At 74.0% G+C, this 18124-nt stretch carries 21 protein-coding genes and 1 pseudogene; 10 read left to right on the top strand and 12 right to left on the bottom strand.

Annotated elements, in window-relative coordinates:
* Positions 1-99: 99 nt before the first annotated feature.
* Complete coding sequence (locus tag IAG44_RS03780; RefSeq protein ID WP_187745710.1) at positions 100-1344, top strand: CynX/NimT family MFS transporter; 1245 nt, start codon at positions 100-102, stop codon at positions 1342-1344.
* A gap of 7 nt (positions 1345-1351) precedes the next feature.
* Here IAG44_RS03780 and IAG44_RS03785 read toward each other — a convergent pair whose 3' ends face one another.
* From IAG44_RS03785 to IAG44_RS03800, 4 genes are all read right to left on the bottom strand, one after another.
* Complete coding sequence (locus IAG44_RS03785) at positions 1352-2047, bottom strand: alpha/beta fold hydrolase (protein ID WP_187745711.1); 696 nt, start codon at positions 2045-2047, stop codon at positions 1352-1354.
* Complete coding sequence (locus IAG44_RS03790; RefSeq protein ID WP_187745712.1) at positions 2044-2952, bottom strand: citryl-CoA lyase; 909 nt, start codon at positions 2950-2952, stop codon at positions 2044-2046. The genes IAG44_RS03785 and IAG44_RS03790 overlap by 4 nt, the downstream gene beginning before the upstream one ends.
* Positions 2945-4132, bottom strand: a complete 1188-nt coding sequence (locus tag IAG44_RS03795; RefSeq protein ID WP_187745713.1) for a CaiB/BaiF CoA transferase family protein — start codon at positions 4130-4132, stop codon at positions 2945-2947. The genes IAG44_RS03790 and IAG44_RS03795 overlap by 8 nt, the downstream gene beginning before the upstream one ends.
* 89 nt (positions 4133-4221) lie before the next feature.
* Complete coding sequence (locus tag IAG44_RS03800) at positions 4222-5031, bottom strand: IclR family transcriptional regulator domain-containing protein (RefSeq protein WP_187752485.1); 810 nt, start codon at positions 5029-5031, stop codon at positions 4222-4224.
* Positions 5032-5229: 198 nt separating this feature from the next.
* On the opposite strand from IAG44_RS03800, the gene IAG44_RS03805 reads away from it, so the two are divergent.
* Positions 5230-5778 (top strand): VOC family protein, encoded by a 549-nt coding sequence (locus IAG44_RS03805; RefSeq protein WP_187752486.1) that lies wholly within the window; start codon positions 5230-5232, stop codon positions 5776-5778.
* Here the strand turns inward: IAG44_RS03805 and IAG44_RS03810 are convergent.
* Together IAG44_RS03810 and IAG44_RS44185 are read right to left on the bottom strand one after the other, a co-directional pair.
* Positions 5663-5926 carry a 4-hydroxythreonine-4-phosphate dehydrogenase PdxA gene (locus tag IAG44_RS03810; RefSeq protein WP_281404270.1) on the bottom strand — a complete coding sequence of 88 codons (264 nt, stop codon included), beginning with the start codon at positions 5924-5926 and terminating at the stop codon, positions 5663-5665. The genes IAG44_RS03805 and IAG44_RS03810 overlap by 116 nt on opposite strands.
* A complete protein-coding gene (locus IAG44_RS44185) occupies positions 5817-6116 on the bottom strand; it encodes a 4-hydroxythreonine-4-phosphate dehydrogenase PdxA (protein WP_281404271.1) in 300 nt (99 codons plus the stop codon). The genes IAG44_RS03810 and IAG44_RS44185 overlap by 110 nt, the downstream gene beginning before the upstream one ends.
* A 128-nt stretch (positions 6117-6244) precedes the next feature.
* Between IAG44_RS44185 and IAG44_RS44685 the strand changes: the two are divergent.
* From IAG44_RS44685 to IAG44_RS03825, 4 genes and pseudogenes are all read left to right on the top strand, one after another.
* Positions 6245-6502: pseudogene (locus IAG44_RS44685) on the top strand (hypothetical protein); the annotation flags it as partial.
* A gap of 100 nt (positions 6503-6602) precedes the next feature.
* Positions 6603-7382 (top strand): SGNH/GDSL hydrolase family protein, encoded by a 780-nt coding sequence (locus tag IAG44_RS03815; RefSeq protein ID WP_187745714.1) that lies wholly within the window; start codon positions 6603-6605, stop codon positions 7380-7382.
* A 9-nt stretch (positions 7383-7391) separates the two neighbouring features.
* Positions 7392-7784, top strand: a complete 393-nt coding sequence (locus tag IAG44_RS03820) for a nuclear transport factor 2 family protein (RefSeq protein WP_187745715.1) — start codon at positions 7392-7394, stop codon at positions 7782-7784.
* An 89-nt stretch (positions 7785-7873) separates the two neighbouring features.
* A complete protein-coding gene (locus tag IAG44_RS03825) occupies positions 7874-8137 on the top strand; it encodes a hypothetical protein (RefSeq protein ID WP_187745716.1) in 264 nt (87 codons plus the stop codon).
* Between the two features lie 27 nt (positions 8138-8164).
* Here the strand turns inward: IAG44_RS03825 and IAG44_RS03830 are convergent, their stop codons facing one another.
* On the bottom strand, positions 8165-9364 hold the full coding sequence (locus IAG44_RS03830; RefSeq protein WP_187745717.1) for a sensor histidine kinase: 1200 nt from the start codon (positions 9362-9364) through the stop codon (positions 8165-8167).
* Between the two features lie 162 nt (positions 9365-9526).
* Between IAG44_RS03830 and IAG44_RS03835 the strand changes: the two genes are divergently transcribed.
* Positions 9527-9898 (top strand): DUF4333 domain-containing protein, encoded by a 372-nt coding sequence (locus tag IAG44_RS03835; RefSeq protein WP_187745718.1) that lies wholly within the window; start codon positions 9527-9529, stop codon positions 9896-9898.
* Positions 9899-9984: 86 nt separating this feature from the next.
* The gene (locus IAG44_RS03840) at positions 9985-11988 is read left to right on the top strand and encodes an FtsX-like permease family protein (protein ID WP_187745719.1); all 2004 of its coding nucleotides are present in this window, start codon (positions 9985-9987) and stop codon (positions 11986-11988) included.
* A 231-nt stretch (positions 11989-12219) separates the two neighbouring features.
* Here IAG44_RS03840 and IAG44_RS03845 read toward each other — a convergent pair whose 3' ends face one another.
* The 3 genes from IAG44_RS03845 to IAG44_RS03855 form a co-directional block, all read right to left on the bottom strand.
* Positions 12220-12897, bottom strand: coding sequence for a TetR/AcrR family transcriptional regulator (locus tag IAG44_RS03845; RefSeq protein WP_187745720.1), 678 nt, complete (start codon positions 12895-12897; stop codon positions 12220-12222).
* Between the two features lie 153 nt (positions 12898-13050).
* Positions 13051-13575, bottom strand: coding sequence for a P-loop nucleotide/nucleoside kinase family protein (locus tag IAG44_RS03850; protein ID WP_187745721.1), 525 nt, complete (start codon positions 13573-13575; stop codon positions 13051-13053).
* Between the two features lie 62 nt (positions 13576-13637).
* Positions 13638-14642, bottom strand: coding sequence for an ABC transporter substrate-binding protein (locus tag IAG44_RS03855; RefSeq protein ID WP_246561436.1), 1005 nt, complete (start codon positions 14640-14642; stop codon positions 13638-13640).
* A gap of 93 nt (positions 14643-14735) precedes the next feature.
* On the opposite strand from IAG44_RS03855, the gene IAG44_RS03860 reads away from it, so the two are divergent.
* Complete coding sequence (locus IAG44_RS03860) at positions 14736-15470, top strand: GNAT family N-acetyltransferase (protein ID WP_187745723.1); 735 nt, start codon at positions 14736-14738, stop codon at positions 15468-15470.
* A gap of 97 nt (positions 15471-15567) precedes the next feature.
* Positions 15568-16209, top strand: coding sequence for an FAD binding domain-containing protein (locus tag IAG44_RS03865; protein ID WP_187745724.1), 642 nt, complete (start codon positions 15568-15570; stop codon positions 16207-16209).
* A gap of 7 nt (positions 16210-16216) precedes the next feature.
* On the opposite strand, the gene IAG44_RS03870 is transcribed toward IAG44_RS03865, so the two are convergent.
* Both IAG44_RS03870 and IAG44_RS03875 read right to left on the bottom strand, forming a co-directional pair.
* The gene (locus tag IAG44_RS03870) at positions 16217-17104 is read right to left on the bottom strand and encodes a helix-turn-helix domain-containing protein (protein ID WP_187745725.1); all 888 of its coding nucleotides are present in this window, start codon (positions 17102-17104) and stop codon (positions 16217-16219) included.
* A gap of 161 nt (positions 17105-17265) precedes the next feature.
* Entirely contained in the window at positions 17266-18108 is an 843-nt protein-coding gene (locus IAG44_RS03875; RefSeq protein WP_187745726.1) for a helix-turn-helix domain-containing protein, read from the bottom strand.
* Positions 18109-18124 lie beyond the last annotated feature (16 nt).

The following is an 18124-nucleotide window of genomic DNA, read 5'->3' on the forward strand; positions in this document are numbered from 1 at the left end:
AGGGCGGTCCGGCGCCGGGTGACGCGGTCACGAAATGATTCAGTACGACTTGTATCGTAATCATGTCAGCGATGCCTCCCCACAGATCGGACACGTGACATGCCTCTCGACTCCCCCGCCTCCACCCGCGAGACGGACCGCCCACCGGCATCCCGCCGGGCGGCGGTCGGCGGGCCGTTACTGCTCGCCGCCCTGATCCTGCTCGCCCTCAACCTCCGCTCCCCCATCACCTCGGTCGCCCCGCTGCTCAACCCCCTCCAGGCGGACCTGGACCTCAGCGAGACGACTGTCGGTGTCCTCACCTCCCTGCCGGTGCTCTGCCTCGGCCTGTTCGCGTTCGTCGCGCCGGGGCTCGGCCGCCGCTACTCCCTGCGCGCGCTGCTGACGCTGTCCCTCGTCGTCCTGACCGTCGGGGCGCTCGTGCGGGCCGGTACCTCGCCGGTCGCGCTGTTCGTGGGGACCGTGCTGGTCGCGGCGCCGATCGGGATCGCCAACGTCCTGATACCGGGCCTGATCAAGCGGCGTTTCCCGGACTCGGTGCCGAGGGTGTCCGCGTTCTACTCCAGCGCGCTCACGTTCGGCGCGGCCGGCGGTCCCGCGGTCGCGGTGCCGCTCGCCGACGCGACCGGGTCGTCCTGGCGGACGCCGCTGCTGATCCTCGTCGTCCCGCTGTCGGTGCTGACGGCCGTCGTCGTGCTGCTGGCGCTGCGCCGGGAGCCGCCCGCCGCGCCGGCCCCGCCGCCCGCGCCCGGCAGCCGCAAGGGGCTGTGGCGGGAGCGGCTGGCCTGGCAGGTGACCGTCTTCTTCGGCGCGCAGGCGCTGCTGTCGTACACGGTGTTCGGCTGGCTGCCGACCATCTGGCAGGACCGGGGGCTGAGCGCGACCTCCGCCGGGCTCGCCCTGTCCCTGTGCAACGCCGTGGGTGTCGTCGGCGCCTGGATCCTGGCCGCCGCCGGGAAACGCCTCCCCGACCAGCGGCCCGCCGGGGTGACGGTCGCCGTCCTCACCGCGTGCGGCCTGCTGGGCGTCGTCCTCGGCCCCAAGGCCCTGCTGTGGCCGTCCGTCGCCGTGCTCGGGCTCGGGCTCGGTGCCGGGTTCGCGCTGGCGCTCAGCCTCTTCGCCCTGCGCTCCCCGGACGCGCCGACCACGGCCGCGCTCTCCGCGATGGGGCAGGGCATCGGCTATCTGATCGGCGTGCTCGGTCCGCTGGGCGCGGGCGCGCTGCACGACGTCACCGGGGCGTGGACGCTGCCGCTGACCGTGCTGCTGCTGGCCTGCGCCGTGCAGATCACGGTCGCCTTCAGCGCCGGGCGCGCCCGGACCGTGGGGGCGCTCGGGAAGTGACGTCCGGTCAGCCGACGGTGTCCTTCCGGCCTGCGAGGAGGGCCGCCTGTCCGGTGAGGAACGCGGCCAGGGGGCCGGGCGCCGAGTAGAACGGGGAGTGGTCGCAGTCGAGTTCGAGGCGGGCGACCGCGTGGGCGGCGCAGGCGCGCTGGGCCTCGGGGCGGACCGTCCGGTCGGCGGCGCAGACGACGTAGGCGCTGGGGACGGCGAGCCACGCCGGGTCCGTGAGGGGGGCGGCCGGGACGCGGCTGCGCATCGGGCGCCAGCGGGCCGCCGCGCGGTCGGCGAGCGGGGCGGGGGTGCGGGAGTACAGCGCGTCCCTGGCCGACGGCAGGAGGGTGAGCGTGCCGTCGTCCGCCTCGTGGAGGGCCGCGCGGAAGGCGGGGTCGGTCCAGTCCAGGTCCGCCGGGGGCTCGCCGGGGCGGGGCATGCGGGCGGCGACGTACACCAGCCGGTCGGCGCCGTGCCCGCCGGCCGACACCGGCAGGCCCGCGTAGCTGTGCGCGACGAGCAGCACCGGGCCGTGCCGGGCCCCCTCCGCCACGGCGTCCCGGACGGCCTCGGTGTCGTCGGCGCAGGAGGTGAGGGGCAGGTCGACGGCACGGGCGCGCAGGCCGGCCGCCCGCAGCCGGGGCGTCACCTCGTCCCAGCACCAGGCGCCGTGGTGGGCACCGTGCACGAGCAGGACGTACGGGGGCCTCATCGCGGGGGCCCGGGGTCGGGGGCGGCGCGCGGGGGTTCCGGGTCGAGGGTGGCGCGGCGACCGGACTCCGGGTCGGGGGCGGTGCGGCGGCCGGGCTCCGGGTTGGGGGCTATCGGGCGGTTGTTCAGGTCGACGGAGAGGAAGATGTCGTTCGCGACGGGGGTGCGCATCTCCTCGGCGAGCTGTCCGATCAGGCCCGCCGTGCGGGCGAGCAGGGCGAAGCCGCGCAGCAGCGGGATGGGGAGGTCGAGGTCGGCGAGGGCGGCTCCGCAGACGCCGGCGCCGTTGAGGGGGAGCGTCCTGCCGAGGACCTGCGGGTGGGTGCGGCCGATCGCGGCGAACAGGGCGAGGTGGGGACCGAACTGGCCCTCCTCCTCGGCGATCCGCATCAGGCGGGGGGTGCGGGGGTCGCCGTCCTTGTGCACGTGGTGACCGAGGCCGGGCAGGAGACGGCCGGCCTGCCGCCGGTCGCGGACGGTGCCCAGGGCGAGCGCGTCCCACCCCGCCTCGTCCTGCGGCAGCGCGCCCGCGTGCCGTTCCAGGACGTCGTGCAGGAAGGCGCCGGTGTCCTCGGTGACGCCGAGGAAGCGCGAGCCGCCGCCCAGCAGGCCCGCCGCGAGGGCGCCTTGGACGGAGTCCGGGGCGGAGAGGTAGGTGAGGCGGGTGACGATCGCGGTCGGGGTGAACCCGTGGTCGGCGAGCGCGGCGAGGACCGCCTCGAAGACGCGGACCTGGCCGGGGGTGGGGCGGCGCTGGGTGGCCAGCCGGAAGGCGAGTTCACCGAAGCCGACGTGGCCCATGATGTCGGTGGCGAGGTCGTCGCCGAGGAGGGTGATGGAGGTGCGGGAGGAGGCGCCGAGGGCGGTGGGGTAGGACGGGCCGGCCGTTTGTTCCCGCTCAGTCACGGCTCTCCCCCTCTCCCGGTCCCGCCAGCCACTTCCGCAACTCCGGCCCGTGCTCGTCCAGTTCAGGCGGCGGCAGCTCGTAGCGGGCCGGGGTCACCGAGAAGCTGATCGGGTGCCGGGCCATGGGGACGGCCCGCTCCCCCTCCCCCACCTCGACGACCGGGTCGAGCCCGAACCGTTCGGCCGCCGCGAACCCGCCGTCGATGGTGTTGATCGGCGCGGCGGGCACCCCGGCGGCGACGAGCGCTTCGAACCACTCGCCCGCGCCCCGGGTGGCGAGGCGTTCGACGAGCAGCGGGCGCAGTTCGGCGCGGCGGGCGGTGCGGTCCTTGTTGTGGGCGAAGCGGGGATCGTCGGCGGTCCGGGGGATGCCGAGGACGTCGCACAGGCGCCGGAACTGGCCGTCGTTGGCGGCGGCGACGATGAGGTCCCGGTCGGCGGTGGGGAAGGGTTCGTAGGGGAAGACGCTGGGGTGCGCGTTGCCCATCCGGTAGGGCACCGTGCCGCCGGCGACGTACGCGGAGCTGTGGTTGACCAGCCCCGACAGGGCCGAGGAGAGCAGGTTGACCTCGACGTGCTGGCCCTCGCCCGTGGCGTCGCGGTGGCGCAGCGCGGCGAGGATGCCGATCGCGGCGTGGTTGCCGGCCATCACGTCGAAGACGGAGATCCCGGCGCGGAAGGGCTCGCCGTCGGGGTCACCGGTGAGGCTCATCAGGCCGGAGATCGCCTGGACCATCAGGTCGTAGCCGGGGACGTGGGAGCCCGCGCCGGGACCGAAGCCGGTGATCGAGGCGTACACGACACCGGGGTTGGCGGCGCGGACGGCGTCGAAGCCGAGGCCGTACTTCGCGAGGGCGCCCGGTTTGAAGTTCTCGATGACGACGTCGGCGCGGCGCGCGAGTTCCCGGGCCGCCGCCGCGTCGTCGCCGTCGCGCAGGTCGAGCGCGAGGGAGCGCTTGCCCCGGTTGACGCCGAGGTAGTAGGTCGACGTCTCGCCCCTGACCGGCGGTGTCCAGGTGCGCGTCTCGTCCCCGGCGGGCGCCTCGACCTTGATCACCTCGGCGCCGAGGTCGGCGAGCAGCATGGTCGCGTACGGGCCCGCGAGGACGCGGGAGAAGTCGGCGACCAGCAGCCCGGACAACGGTCCCGCACCCCGGCCCTCCGGCGTGGACATCTCCATGAAATCTCCCCTCCGACCGCACAGCGGACACATGTCCGCCGACTTCGGATTGTGACACGCCGGGCCCCCGTCCTGGCAAGGGCGGGTGTTCAGCCTTGAACGGCGGCCACCGCGCGCGGGACGGCCGTCAGGCGGGCGAAGTCGGCGCTGATGTCGCCGGCGGTCTGGAGGAGCGCGGGCAGGTGGCGGTCGCGCAGGTCGTCCAGGGAGGTCTCGGCGGCGTGGGCGTTGACGTTGATCGCCGCGATCACCCGGCCCTCGCCGTCGCGCAGGGGCACCGCGACCGAGCGGATGCCGAGGGCCAGGTCCTCGTCGGCCAGGGCCCAGCCCCGCGCGCGCACCTCGCGCAGGGCGGCGTCCCGCTCCTCCTCGCCGGGGCACCACAGGGGGGTGAGGCCGGAGCGGGTGGGCTCGGCGAGGGTCCGCTCCAGCTCGGCCGGCTCCAGCGCGGCCAGCAGCACCTTGCCGAGGGAGGTCTGCAGGGCGGGGAAGCGGGTGCCGATGCGCACGGAGAGGGTCACGATCTTCGGGACGGCGACCCGGGCGACGTACACGATGTCGCCGCCGTCGAGCTGGGCGACCGAGCAGGACTCGCGGGTGCGGGCCACCAGGCGTTCCATGTGCGGGCGGGCCACGTCCCACAGGCCCAGCGAGCCGACGTAGGCCATGCCGAGGTCGAGGACGCGGGGGGTGAGGGCGAAGCCGCGTTCGTCGGTCCTGACGTAGCCCAGCTCCTCCAGGGTGAGCAGGATGCGGCGGGCGGTGGGGCGGGCGAGGCCGGTCGCCGTCGCCACTTCGGACAGCGACATCACGGGGCGCTGCGGGGCGAAGGCGGTGATCACCTCCAGCCCTCGGGCCAGCGCTTCGATGAAATCAGGCCCGGTGCCCGTACGCGGCATCTGCTGCGCCTCTCCTCGACTGACGGGCGTCCAGATTACGCCGCCCGTCCGCACTGCGGTCCAGCCTCCGCCGCCGGGACCGGCTTTACCCGATCGAGCCTTCCCGAGGGTTGACGACGTGGGGCGGGCGTACCAGGGTTGCGCGCATGACCGCACAGCGGACATATGTCCGCTGGGATTCTCGAAGGAGAGTCGACGATGACTCAGCCCTCCCCCGACGCCTCGGCCCTCCCGTCGCGCCTGCACCACAACGCCTACGTCACCCGCGACCAGGAGGCGACCCGCGCCTTCTACGAGGACATCGTCGGGCTGCCGCTGATCGCGACCTGGAAGGAGTCCGACGAACTCTTCGGCGCCGTCCGCACGTACTGCCACACCTTCTACGGCCTCGGCGACGGCAGCGCGCTGGCCTTCTTCCAGTTCGCCGACCCCGACGACCAGAAGCAGTTCGGCCCCGAGATGCCGCACTCCCCCTTCCAGCACATCGCCCTCAAGGTCACCGAGGACGTCCAGAACGCGATCGCCTCCCGCCTGGAGAAGGCCGGCTGGAAGCCCGAGGAGACCTACGTCCTCGAACACGGCTACTGCCGCTCCCTCTACACCAGCGACCCCAACGGCCTCCTCCTCGAATTCACCCTCGACGCCCCCGGCATCCACGAGACCGACGCGGAACGCCGCCGGACCGCCCGCGCGGAGCTGGCGGAGTGGCTGAGCGGGGAGCACACGAGCAACAACACGTACCGCTGAACGGGGTTGACGGGAAAGGCGGTTGACGGCGGGGCGGATCACCGCCCCGCCTCCCCTCCTCGCCGTGGCCGAACAGCCCGTTCTCCCCGGCGTGCGGGGTGATGCCGCACACCCAGATCGCCGGTTCGGGCACGCCCGCGCGGACCATCGCCGCGTGCCCCCCGGCGCACGGTCCGCTCGACGAGGCCGGGCTCGATGCGGTGGACGGCGTCGATGAGGCCGATGCGCGTGGTGACGTGGACGACCCTCACCTTCGGTGTCGCCAGCGTCATCGACACCTCCTCGACGCCGGTGAGACGATCCGACGCGCGCGCCGGGCCGGACGACGCGATCGCCACGTACGTCTGGTCGCTGGACGGCGGCCGGGCCCGCCGGACCGCGTCCCTGCCGCACGGCTTCCTCGGCGCCCTGCCGGCCGTCCGGCCCGGCCGGCGGGCGCGCGCTCGCGGACGGCGGCCAGGTCACCGCGCTCGCGTTCAGCGCCGACGGCAAGCGGCTCGCCGTCGGCGACACGGCCGGCACCGTCACGCTCTGGGACGGCGGCTCGCAGCAGCGCGTCGGGGCGGATCTACCGGCGGCGGACGGCGGAGCCGGGTCGCTCGCGTTCGCCCCGGACGGGCAGACGCTGTACGCCGCCGGGCCCGATGCCCCGCGCTCCAGAGCTTCCCGCTCTCCGCCCGGGGCGCGGTGGCCGCGCTGTGCGAGCGGACCGGGGGCGGGCTGAGCCGGGCGGAGTGGCGGGCGTACGTCCCCGACGCGGACTTCCGGGCGAGCTGCGGATAGGCTGATTACTCAACAACGCACCTAGGTGTCAGGGGGTTGGGATGTTCCGGCGCTATGTCGCCCTCGGTGACAGCCAGACGGAAGGGGTCGGGGACGGGGACGACGTCCGGGGGCTGCGCGGGTGGGCGGACCGGCTCGCCGAGGAACTGGCGCGGCACGAGCCCGAGCTGCTGTACGCGAACCTCGCGGTGCGGGGACGGCGGGCGGGGCAGGTGCGCCAGGAGCAGTTGGAGGCGGCCCTCGCGCTGCGGCCCGACCTCGCGACGGTCTCGGCCGGGGTCAACGACCTGCTGCGGCCGGGGTTCGACCTCGACGCGGTCGCCGGGGACCTGGAGGCGATGTTCGCGGCGCTCACCGCGCGCGGGGTGACCGTCGCGACGATGACGTTTCCCGACGTCGGGGCCGTGTCGCCGCTGGCCAGGCCGGTCGGGCGGCGGATCCTCGCGCTCAACGAACGGATCCGGGAGGCCGCCGGGCGGCACGGGGTCGCGGTCGCGGAGATCGCCGTGCACCCCGCGGCGACCGATCCCCGGCTGTGGTCCGCCGACCGGCTGCACACGAGCGCGCTCGGGCATGCGCGGATCGCCGCCGCCGTCGCGCAGGCGCTGGAGCTGCCGGGCAGCGACTCCAGCTGGACGCTGCCCCTGCCGACCGCCCTTCCCGTGGTGCCCGCCTGGCGCGCGGCCGGCACGGAGCTGCGCTGGGCCGGCACGTTCCTCGGGCCCTGGCTCCTGCGCCGCCTGCGCGGCCGCTCCTCGGGCGACGGCCGCGTGGCCAAACGCCCTGACCTCCTCCCCGTAACTACTCAACTAATTGACTAAGGATTCCCCATGCACGCCTTCCGCTCCGCCGTCGAACGCGGCGACATGGACGCCGTCGCCGACCTCCTCTCCGACGACGTCGTCTTCACCAGCCCCGTCGCCTTCAAGCCCTACACCGGCAAGCCCCTCACCGCCGCGATCCTCCGCGCGGTCTCCCGCGTCTTCGCCGACTTCACCTACATCCGCGAGATCAACGACCCCGACGGCCGCAACCACGCCCTCGTCTTCACCGCCACCGTCAACGGCCGCACCCTCCAAGGCTGCGACTTCCTCCACCTCGACGACAACGGCCTCATCGACGACCTCACCGTCATGGTCCGCCCCCTCTCCGCCGCCCAGGCCCTCTCGGAGGCGATGGGGGCGGAGTTCGAACGCATCACGCAGGAGGCGACAGCGGGCTGACGTCCTCGCGTCCGGTCCCCCCTGGGTATTTCCGACCAGGGGACTGGCCAGGGGGACTGGATCGCCGACTCCGCCACGGCCGCGCCCTGATGCAGGCCGCCTCGGTCGCCGGCGCCGAGCACGGTGTCACCCTCAAGGTCGATCTCGGTGACGAGCTCAACCGGCGTGTCCGTGCGGCGACTCAGGCGACCGTCGATGCGCACAAGGCCCAGGTCGCCGCTGCGGCGGAGCTTCGGCGCACCGCCGCTGCCCTGGCCGCCCACGGGCTCACCGGTCGTGACATCGCGCACGTCCTGGGGGTCTCGCCCCAGCGTGTCTCCCAGTTGTTGAAGGACCGTCAGGAGCGGGGCTGAGGCCAGCGGGGGGGTGGTGGTTGGGGCTCAGGCCTTCGGCAGTGGGAACGTTGCTCGTACCTCCCAGCCCGTGTCTCTGCCGGGGCCGGTGTGCAGGGCGCCGCCGAGGGCGGTCACTCGTTCCTTGAGGCCGATGAGGCCGAAGCCGCCGCCGTGGGCTTCCGGGGGGAGTTGGGTGCTGCCTCGGCCGTTGTCGGTGATGGAGACGACGAGGTGGTGGGGGGTGTTGTGGAGGTGGACGTCGATGTGGGTGGCGTCGCCGGCGTGGCGGCGGATGTTGGTGAGGGATTCCTGGACGACGCGGAAGGCGGCGGCCTGGATCTCGTGGGGGAGGCGGTCGGAGAGGGTGGGCGCGCGGTGGAGGGTGACCGTCTGGATGGGGGTCGCGAATCTGTCCGTGAGGTCGGCGATGGCCGCGAGGTCGCCGACGGGCCGGCGGTCGGCGGCGGGCCGATGGTCGGCGGCGTCGTCGCCCGTGTCGCGCAGGACACCGACCGTGCGGCGCATGGAGGCGAGCGCTTCGGTCGCGGCGTGCTCCATGCCGGCGAGGACGGGGTCGAGGGAGTGCCGCTGGGTGGTGGCCATCATGCGGGCCACCTGCGTCTGGACGAGGATGCCGGTGACATGGTGCGCCACGAAGTCGTGGAGGTCGGCCGCGATGGCGACGCGCTCGCCGCGCCGCGTCTCGCTGACGGCGACCGCCCGCCGGTAGTCCATGGTGCGCAGGTAGGCGGCGAGGGCGACGAACAAGCCGATCAGGACGAGGCCGATGAACCCGAGGACGAGCGCGTCCGATCCGGGCAACTCCATGCTCCGTACCGGCAGCAGCATGAGCGCGCCGACGGCGAGCACCCCGTACCCGACGGCCGACCGGGCCGGGCAGCGCCGCACCGCGATGTGCAGAAGGCACAGCAGCAGGACGACCTCACCGGGCCCGAACATGGTCCCGCTCACGCTGATCGCCGAGCCCAGGGAGTAGAGGACCGAGGCGAGGACGGGGACGAGGATCCGCACCCGCAACGTGAGCCAGTCGGGCCTGCGTCCTGACGGCCACAGCACGGCGGCGAGGCCGGTGAGCACGACGGCGAGGGCCGGCCAGACGGCCGGCGCCACCGGCAGGTCCCCCTCTCCGTCGAACCCCACGAGAAGGACGTCGACGGCACAGGCGGAGACCAGGAGACCGTCGGCGAAACCTCGGGCGAGACCACGGGATGACACGGACTTCATGCCGATCACGCTACGGTCCGCCACCCCTCCCCCGGATCGGCCGAACGGCCGAGGCCGCCCGTGGGGAAACGGCCCGTTCACTGGCCGTTCGGCCGAGGCGGCGACGGCGTCGGAGGAGCGAGTCTGGAGGCACGTTCTCCCCACGTCCCCCAGGAGCGGTCGATGCAGCGCAACGGATTCGTCATCGGTGCCGTCGGCGGTGTGGTCGCCGTGACCGCGCTGGTCGGCCTGGCCACCCACCTCATGTCCGGCACCGAGTCCACGACACCGCTGAACGACGACACGGCGGTCTCGGCCGACGGCCACAAGGTGCTCTCGGCGAAGATCGTCGCGGGCCGCACCCAGGGCAAGTACCACCCGCTGCCCTGGATCGGCGACAAGGTCACGAACGTGACCTGCCCGACCGGGCTCAAGGCCGTCACCGGCGCGTCGATCACCTGCACGGGCGAGAAGAGCGGCGGCGGGACCGTGGAGATACCCGTACGCGTGACCAAGGCCGGCGCGACCAGCGTGACGTGGAAGTTCGAGCGCTGACGAATTCCGAGCGCTGCTGAGGAAGTTCGAGCACTGAGAGCCGGCCGCGCGCAGCCGAGCCCCCACCCGACCCACCCGGAGTCCCCATGCGTTCCCCCGTCCTCCCGCTGACCTGGCACCTCGCCAGATCCTCAGGCCGCCGCGGGCTGCAGTCGCAGCTCCTCGCGGCCGGCGCCGCCGCCGTCGGTTCGTTCCTCCTGCTGGTGATGATCGCCGCCGCCCTCGGCGCCGGCGCCCGCGCCGACCACACGACCTGGCGCACCCCCGCCTCCGCCCCGGCGAACCGGGCGACGGCGATCCAGTTGACGACTGTGACGTACGTCCGCCACGACCCCGTCACGGTCGTCAACCTGGCCCACCTGCCGGGCCGCGAGGAGACCCCCGCGCCGCCCGGTCTGAGCGCCTTCCCGAAACCGGGCGAGGTGTACGTCTCCCCCGCGCTGGCCGAACTCCTCGGCAGACTCCCCGCGAACCAGCTCGCCGACCGCTTCCCGAAGGTGACGTCGTACGGCACGCTCGGCTCCGCCGCGCTCGCCTCACCGGACGAACTGGTCGCGGTGGTCGGGCGGACGTCGGGCGACCCGGCGGTGTCGGCGCGGGCCGGCGACCAGAACTACTACGACGAGAACCTGACCGAGCGCGCGCTGGTCGCCGGGTTCACCAGCACGAAGGCGAGCGTCCTCACCGGCACCGACCAGGGCACCGTCCTGCTGGGCGTGCTGCTGCTCGTGATGCCGGTCGTCGTGCTGGCCTCGGCCGCCGGACGGCTCGGCGCGGCCCGGCGTGAACAGCGGCTCGCGGCGCTGCGGCTGGCGGGGGCGACGCCCCGGCAGATCCTCGGCATGACGGCCGTCGAGGCGGCCGGGGTCGGCGCGGCCGGTGCCTTCGCGGGGGCGCTCGGCTACACGCTGCTGCTGCCCGCGCTCGCCCGGCTCCCGTACGGCGTCGGCGGCTGGTACGCCGGCCAACTGTGGGTGGGGCCGCTGTGGTTCGCGGCGGTCGTGCTGGCCGTGACCGCGCTCATCACGGTCAGCGCGGTGACGATGCTGCGTCAGGTGGCCTCGTCGCCGCTGGGCGTCGCCCAGCAGTCCGACCCGCGCCGTACGCGGGCGATCCGGCTGGTGCTGTTCGTCGCGGTCCTCGGCTGCATCTGGATGTCCACGGGCGACGGCCAGTTGAAGAACCGGCAGCTGATCGCGCTGCTGCTGCTCTTCTACGGCGCGTTCTGGCTGTTCGGGCCCTGGGTCGTGGACCGGCTGGGCCGGGTCGTGGGCCGCTTCGCGGTCCGGCCGGCCACGCTGCTCGCGGCGCGCAGGCTCAGCGACGATCCGCGCGGGGCGTGGCGCACGGTCAGCGGGCTGGTGCTCGCCGGGTTCGTGGCCGGGTTCTTCTCCATCAGCGCCCTCGGCCTCGACGGCCCGGACCATCACGGTCAGGTGGCCGTGGTCGCCTCCGACGCGCGGCACACCGCGACCGAGGCCCGCACGGCGCTGCGGCAGGCGGGGGTCACGGCGACGGTGAGGGTCGTCGGCGAGGACGAGTTCGACAGCCTCCTCAGCGGGATGCCCGGCATCGTCGCCCAGGTCTCCGGCGGTCAGGACCAGCTCGACAGGGCCGTCACCGCGCTGACGCCCCTCGGCGGGGGCAAGCTGCCCTTCACCCAGCAGTACGTCGCCACGCCGGACGACACGGTCACCGCGCGCGTCGCCACCGTCAGCACCGCGACCCTCGTCCTCAGCTTCCTCGTCGCGGCCGCCTCGGCGGGGCTCACCGCGGCGGCGAACGTCCTCGACCGGCGCCGCACCTACGGCCTCCTGCGACTGTCCGGCACGCCCCTGTCGGTCCTCGACAGCGCCCGCGTCCGCGAGGCCGTGATCCCGCTGACGGCGCTGGCGGGCGGCACCACGTTGATGGGCGTGTTCGGCGCCACCCAGGTCAACAAGCTGGCCGGCACCACGATGAACACCTCCGGCGCCGTGCGGCTCCTGGTCTGTGTGGTCGTCGGCGCGCTCGCCATGTTCGCCGCGATCACCGCGAGCAAGCCGCTCCTGCGCAGGGTGACGGCGGGTCCGGCCCAGACGTCGGACTGACAGCGACCCGGGGTCCGTTCCGCCAGGGGACGGGGAACGGACCCCGCCGTGGCCGCCCGCCGGACCCCCATGACGGCGGGCGGCCACGGGAAAGGCCGGTGCCGGAAGGGAACCCCCTTTCCGGCACCGGCCGAAGGCAACGCACCGGGCTTCAGCCCCGGCCTCGGCCTCGGCCTCGGCCTCGGTGTGACGCGGACCAGGTCCCGGCTCCGGCTCCGAGAAGGCGCCGCGTCACCCCGACTGCTCCGCCGAACTCTCCCGCAGCATCGCCTGGTACAGCGCCTCGTGCCCGGCCGGCGGGGGCAGTTCGCCCTTCGCCGGGGTCTCCAGGGACTGGATCAGCAGGGCGATGACGCGGCGCCAGGCGTCGGGGGCGGCGGAACCGGTCGCCTTGACGACACCCGCGTTGGCCATGTGGAGGAGGACCAGGTCGGAGGGGTCGAAGTCCTCGCGCAGACGGCCGGTCGCCTTGGCGCGGGCGATGAGTTCGACCATGTCGGCGTACGCGTCGTCGCGGCACTTTTCGAGGACCTTGGCCGTCGGGAAGGCCATGGTCAGCACGTCGGCGAAGCCGGAGTCGGCGGCCTGCATCGCGCAGGCGGACTCGATGTAGCCGACGAAGCCGTGCCAGGGGTCCGGGTCGTCGAGGGCGACGGTGACGGCGTCGGCGTAGGCGGCCATGCGGTCGGCGAAGACGGCGTCGACCAGCTCCGCCTTGGTGGGGAAGCGCCGGAACATCGTGGCGATGCCGACGCCCGCCTCGCGGGCCACGGAGGCCATGGAGGCGCCGATCCCGTCCCGCGCGAACACGGTGCGCGCGGCGGCGACGATCCGTCCGCGGTTGCGCTCGGCGTCACTGCGCAGCGGCGGGGTGGCGGGCTCGTCGCGTGGCTGGTCGGGAGGGGTCATACGCGCCAGTCTAGCTATCGGAGCCCACTATCCGTTTCGGTCGGCGGGTGCCTCCGGCCGCCCGTCAGCGCCCTCGCTCACGCCGGTTTCCGCCGCACCCACGCCGCCCGACCGCGCCGGCGACATCCGACCGCTCACACGACATCCGTCCGCTCACGCGAACGACGGCCACCGTGCCCCGGCCCACTCCGGCCACCCCGCCCACCCGGCGGGCGGACCGTCGATCTCGTCCCCCGCCAGCTCCCCGGCGTCCGGCTCCTCGAACCGCTCGCGCCACAGCAGGACTTCGGTCTCGTCCATCGGCAACGTCTCGTCGGGAGCCGTCGCCTGACGGTGCGCGATCCGGGCGAGCTGGGTCGTCCGGTCCACCGGCAGATACACGACCCGGCAGCCCGCCCCCGCGCTCCGCGCCAGCCAGCGGATCGCCGACCGCTCGTCCCGGGACCAGCACCCGAAGTCGACCACCACATCGGCCCCGCCCGCCAACGCCTCCAACCCGACCCGCAGCAACCGCCCTTCCAGCACGTCCCGCTTCCCGTCCGCCTCCAGCAGCCCGAACAGCGGGATCATCCACTCGTCGGGCGTCAGCCTCACCGCCCGGTGCGCTTGCGCGAGTTGCCGTGCCCGCGTGGTCTTCCCGGCTCCCGGCAGCCCCACCATCAGAAACATCGTCGCCACAACCCGATCGTGCCGGCAACCGCCGACGGCCGCCGCCGGATATCCGCCCGGAGCTTCGCGGGTCAGCCGGTGCGCAGAACGCGGACGTGGCCCGACGGTTCGCGTTCGGCGACCTGGAGCGGTGCCTGCGGCCACTGCCAGAGGCCGGTGGCGGGGTCGGGCGAGAAGGTGATCGGGCCGCGGGTGCCGGGGACGCTGAGATGGGCCCAGGAGGTGGCGGTGCGCAGGGACTCCGTCAGGACGAGCACGGTGTCGTAGCCCTCGAAGGCGACGAACGAGGGGGCCTCGCCCAGGTGGTGGCGCAGGGTCGCCTCGACTCGGGTGCCCAGAGGGGTGAGCTGGTCGGGGAGGTAGCGCAGGAAGGGGATCCCGGTGCCGTCGTCGCCGAGGAATTCGGGCTGTCCCGCGGGGGCGCCGAGGAGGACGCCGGTGAGGCGGTCGTCCCGGCGGACGGCGCGGATGATCCCGACGGCCGGATCGGGGCTGCCGGTCAGCAGCAGGAGGGCGGTGGCCCGGTGCGCGACGAGGGCGTCACACACGTCCGCCGCCGGGTCGAGCACGGTGAGGCCGGCGCCGCGCGGGGTGAGGTGGTCGCGCAGGACGCGTGTCCCGGCGTCCCAGTAGGCGCTGGGCTGCGCGACGACGGCGATCCGGCGGTGGCCGGCGGCGAGGAGGTGGTCCGCGTAGGTCCGCCAGCCCCGGGACTGCGGCGGGGAGAGCCGGGCGACCAGGTCCGTCGGGCGCGGGGTGAGGGTGTCGAGGACCGCCGAGGAGCACAGGAACGGGACACCGAGGGCGTCGGCCCTGGTCGCGGCGGCGCGGGCGACGACGCTGTGGTACTCCCCGGCCAGCGCGGCCACCCCGAGCCCGGCGAGTTCATCGACGGCCGCCTCCGCCTTCGCCGGGTCGGCGCCGGTGTCGCGGACGATCAGTCCGAGCGGCGTCCCGGCGATCCCCCCGGCGTCGTTGACCTCGCGGACGGCCAGTTCGAGGCCGGCGAGGAGGTGGCGGCCCGCGTCGGTCCAGCCGGGGCGGGTCAGCGGGGCGAGGGCGCCGAGGGTGATCATGCCGGCCATTGGAGCCGTCCGAGCGGGCGTCCGGCAAGCGATTAACGGTACGTACGATGATCGCCCGGCGACCCTGCGCGAAGAAGGAGCACGATGGCTGACGACGCCGTCCTCGACGACCCGGTGGGCGAATCCCTGCGCGGACACCACGCCCACCTCGCACGCCGGGTCGGCAGAGCGGCGACCTATCTCCCGGACGTGGCGACCTTCTCGGCGATCTCCACCGACCCCGACGCGACGGACTGGGCCGACCTGGCGCACCTCCTCGGCGAGGGCGCCTTCGCGGACATGTTCAGCCGCCCGGCGCAGCCGCCGGCCGGCTGGGAGCCGGTGTTCGTCCTCGACGGCCGCCAGATGATCTGGCCCGAGGGCAAGCAAGCACCCCTCCCCCACCCCGTCCTCGACCTGGGTCCCGACGACGTCCCCGACATGCTCGCCCTCGTCGACCGCACCCGCCCCGGCCCCTTCTGGAAACGCACCGTCGACCTCGGCACCTACCTCGGTGTCCGCGACGGTTCCGGCACCCTCGTCGCCATGGCCGGCGAGCGCCTGCGCCCGCCCGGCTGGACCGAGATCAGCGCCGTCTGCACGTCCCCCGAGGCCCGGGGCCAGGGCCACGCCGCCCGGCTCGTCGCCGCGCTCACCGCCCGCGTCCTCGCCCGGGGCGAACGCCCCTTCCTGCACGTCGCCGAGGCGAACACCACGGCGATCGCCCTCTACGAACGCCTCGGCTTCGTGACCCGCGCCCGGGTCACGTTCCAGGGCTTCACCACACCTACTACTGCCAGTGGTAGGAACGCCGGTAGTACCGGTACCGGACCTACGTAAACCGTCCGCTTCCCGTCCCACTCGGTCTGCTCCAGGCTGGGGAGCGAGCCGGCGGAGAGCCCGCCGGCGGCTGTTTCCGCCGACCGGGAGAGTGGGCATGTCCGTCGTATCCCCTGGGGTCCCCTCGCCGCGCCGGGTCACCGTCACGCCGCGTGGGGGCCTGCGGATCGCCGCGTCGGCGCCGTCGGCCGTGGTCGCGGCGCACCCGCTGGTGCGGGCGCTGTATCCGGTGGTCGCGCAGGCGCTGGAGGCGTCGGCCGACGTGCTGACCGTCCGCGACGACCTCGCGGGCGACGTCGCCGTGGCGTTCACGGCACTGGAGGTGACGGTCCATCTGCTGGGCCCCGGCGGCGGGCGGAGCGTGCCGTTCGCCGGGCTGCCGGCCGAGCCCGGCGAGTCGGTCACGTCCGTGGAGATCCCGGAGGTGCTGCGGCGGCTGGACTCGGGCTACCTCAAGGTGCCCGGCGCGGTGGGGCCCGTCGCGGTGGCCGTCGTGCTGCGGGTCCGTGACGGGGTGGTCGAGGAGGCGAGGGTGGCCGTCGGCGGCGCGGACGGCGTGCCCCGCAGGCTGTCCGCCGTCGAGCGGCGCCTCCTCGGCGCGCGGCCGTCCGACGCGCTGTGGGCCGAGGCCGCCGCGCGTGTGGTGGACGAGGTTCCCGAACAGAGCGGTGAGAGGGCCGAGTTGCTGAGGCGGACCGTCGAGCGTCAGCTGCGCGCCGTGGGAGGCGCCGGCCGGTGAGCGCGGCTCACGGGCGGTGCGGGTCGCCGTCCCAACTGGCCAGCATCCGCAGGGCCTCTTCCGCGTACGAGCCGGGTTCGGCGACGAAGGTGACGATCCGCATGGGCGCGCCCCCGCGCAGGGCCATGGGCTCGTGGACGAGGACGTACTCGCCCACGAGGGCGTGCCGCAGCCGCACGCGTTCGCCGGCGGTCCCACAGCTCACGTCGTGCCGCGCCCACAGCCGCCGGAACTCCTCGCTCCGGTCGGAGAGTTCCCCGATCAGCGCGGCGAAGTGGGCGTCTTCGGGGCTTTTGCCCGCGTTCATGCGCAGCACGGCCGCGATCCTGCGGGCCATGCAGGACGGGTCGGCGAACCGCCCGCGCATCTCGGGCGACAGGAACGCCAGCCGGGCCACGTTGCGTTCCTCGGGGGCCAGCCGCCTCGGGTCCCCGAAGACGGCGGCGGCGAGCCGGTTCCAGCCGAGGACGTCCATGCGCCGGTCGACGACGAACGCGGGCGTGCCCACCGTGTCGAGCAGGTGCCGGACGGAGGGCCGCAGGCCGGACGGCTCGGGGGCGGCCGTCGTGCTCCTGCGGTCGGGCTGGGCCAGCCTGACCAGGTAGTCGTGCTCCTCCTCCGTCAGCCGCAGGGCGCGGGCGACGGCGTCGAGGACGTCCGTCGACACGGTGTCGCCGTAGCCCTGTTCCAGACGTACGTAGTACGCGTAGGACACGCCCGCGAGCTGCGCCAGTTCCTCGCGGCGCAGTCCCGGAACCCGGCGTCGCCCGTACATGGGCACGCCGACGTCCTGCGGGCTCAGCCTGGCCCGGCGTGAGCGCAGGAACTCCCTCAGCTCGGCGCGCCGGTCGAGCCCCGACGTCGTGTCGTCGCCGGGTGCCACGGGTGCGGTCATCTTCGTCCTTCGGCCTGGTTCATCGGTGCGGAGCCGAGTACAGCACATCCATTCATATCCATGTCATATCCAAGGAAAGCCATTCATGTGCAAAAACTGATTCGTCGCCGCCCATGACACGGGTTCCCTCGCGGACCCGGTGTCCACCCCGGCTCCCCCGCTCACCCCCGATGCGCCTCCCGGAACGCCCCCGGCGTGACCCCCGTGTGCCGTGTGAAGAACTTGCCGAAGTTGGTGGGTTCGGGGAAGCCCAGGCGGTGGGCGATGGTGGCGGCGGGTTCGTCGGTGTGGGCGAGGAGGCGTTGGGCTTCGAGGGCGACGCGGGTGTCGATGACGTGTTTGACGGGGCGTCCGGTGGCGGCGGTGCAGGCGCGGGTGAGGGTCTTGACGGTGTAGCCGAGGCGATGCGCGTAGTCGGCGGCGCGGCGCGTGCGCGCGTAGGAGCGTTCGAGCTCGGCGCGGAAGCGGGCGTAGACCTCGCCCCCGGCATGGGGGTCGCTGCCGTCGGGCCGGGGCAGCCGGTCGACGTGGAGGAGGACGGTCACGAGGAGGTGCTGAAGGATCTCGGCGGAGCCGGCCTGCTCGTACTCGGCCCTCAACTGGCTGAGGAGGGTGGCGAGTACGGCGTACTGAGGGCTCGCCCCGAGCTGGCGGCAGGTGGGTTCGTCGGTGCCGCCGAGAAGGCGGGCGGCACTGCTGAAGGGCGGCGGAAAGGTCGGCGTGAACAGCACGTGAATGCCGTTGCCGTCGGCCGTCCCGGGCCGGGTGTGGCGCTGGACCTGCCCCGGCCGCACCCACAGCAGCGTGCCGGGCCGGCAGGGATACGTCACGAAGTCGACGGCGTGCTCCCCGCTGCCCTCGGTGAACAACGTGAGGGTATGGAAGTCGACGCGGTGGACGGTGTGCCGGCGCCGCCGGTCGAGGACGGCGAGGTCGACGATCTCGAAGCCGGGCACCCGCTGCCGGGGCGGATTGAAGTCCAGCCGGGGGATGGTGTCACCCATCACGTCCTCCGCAGTC

The sequence above is a fragment of the Streptomyces roseirectus genome, from assembly GCF_014489635.1.
Taxonomy (GTDB): Bacteria; Actinomycetota; Actinomycetes; order Streptomycetales; family Streptomycetaceae; genus Streptomyces; species Streptomyces roseirectus.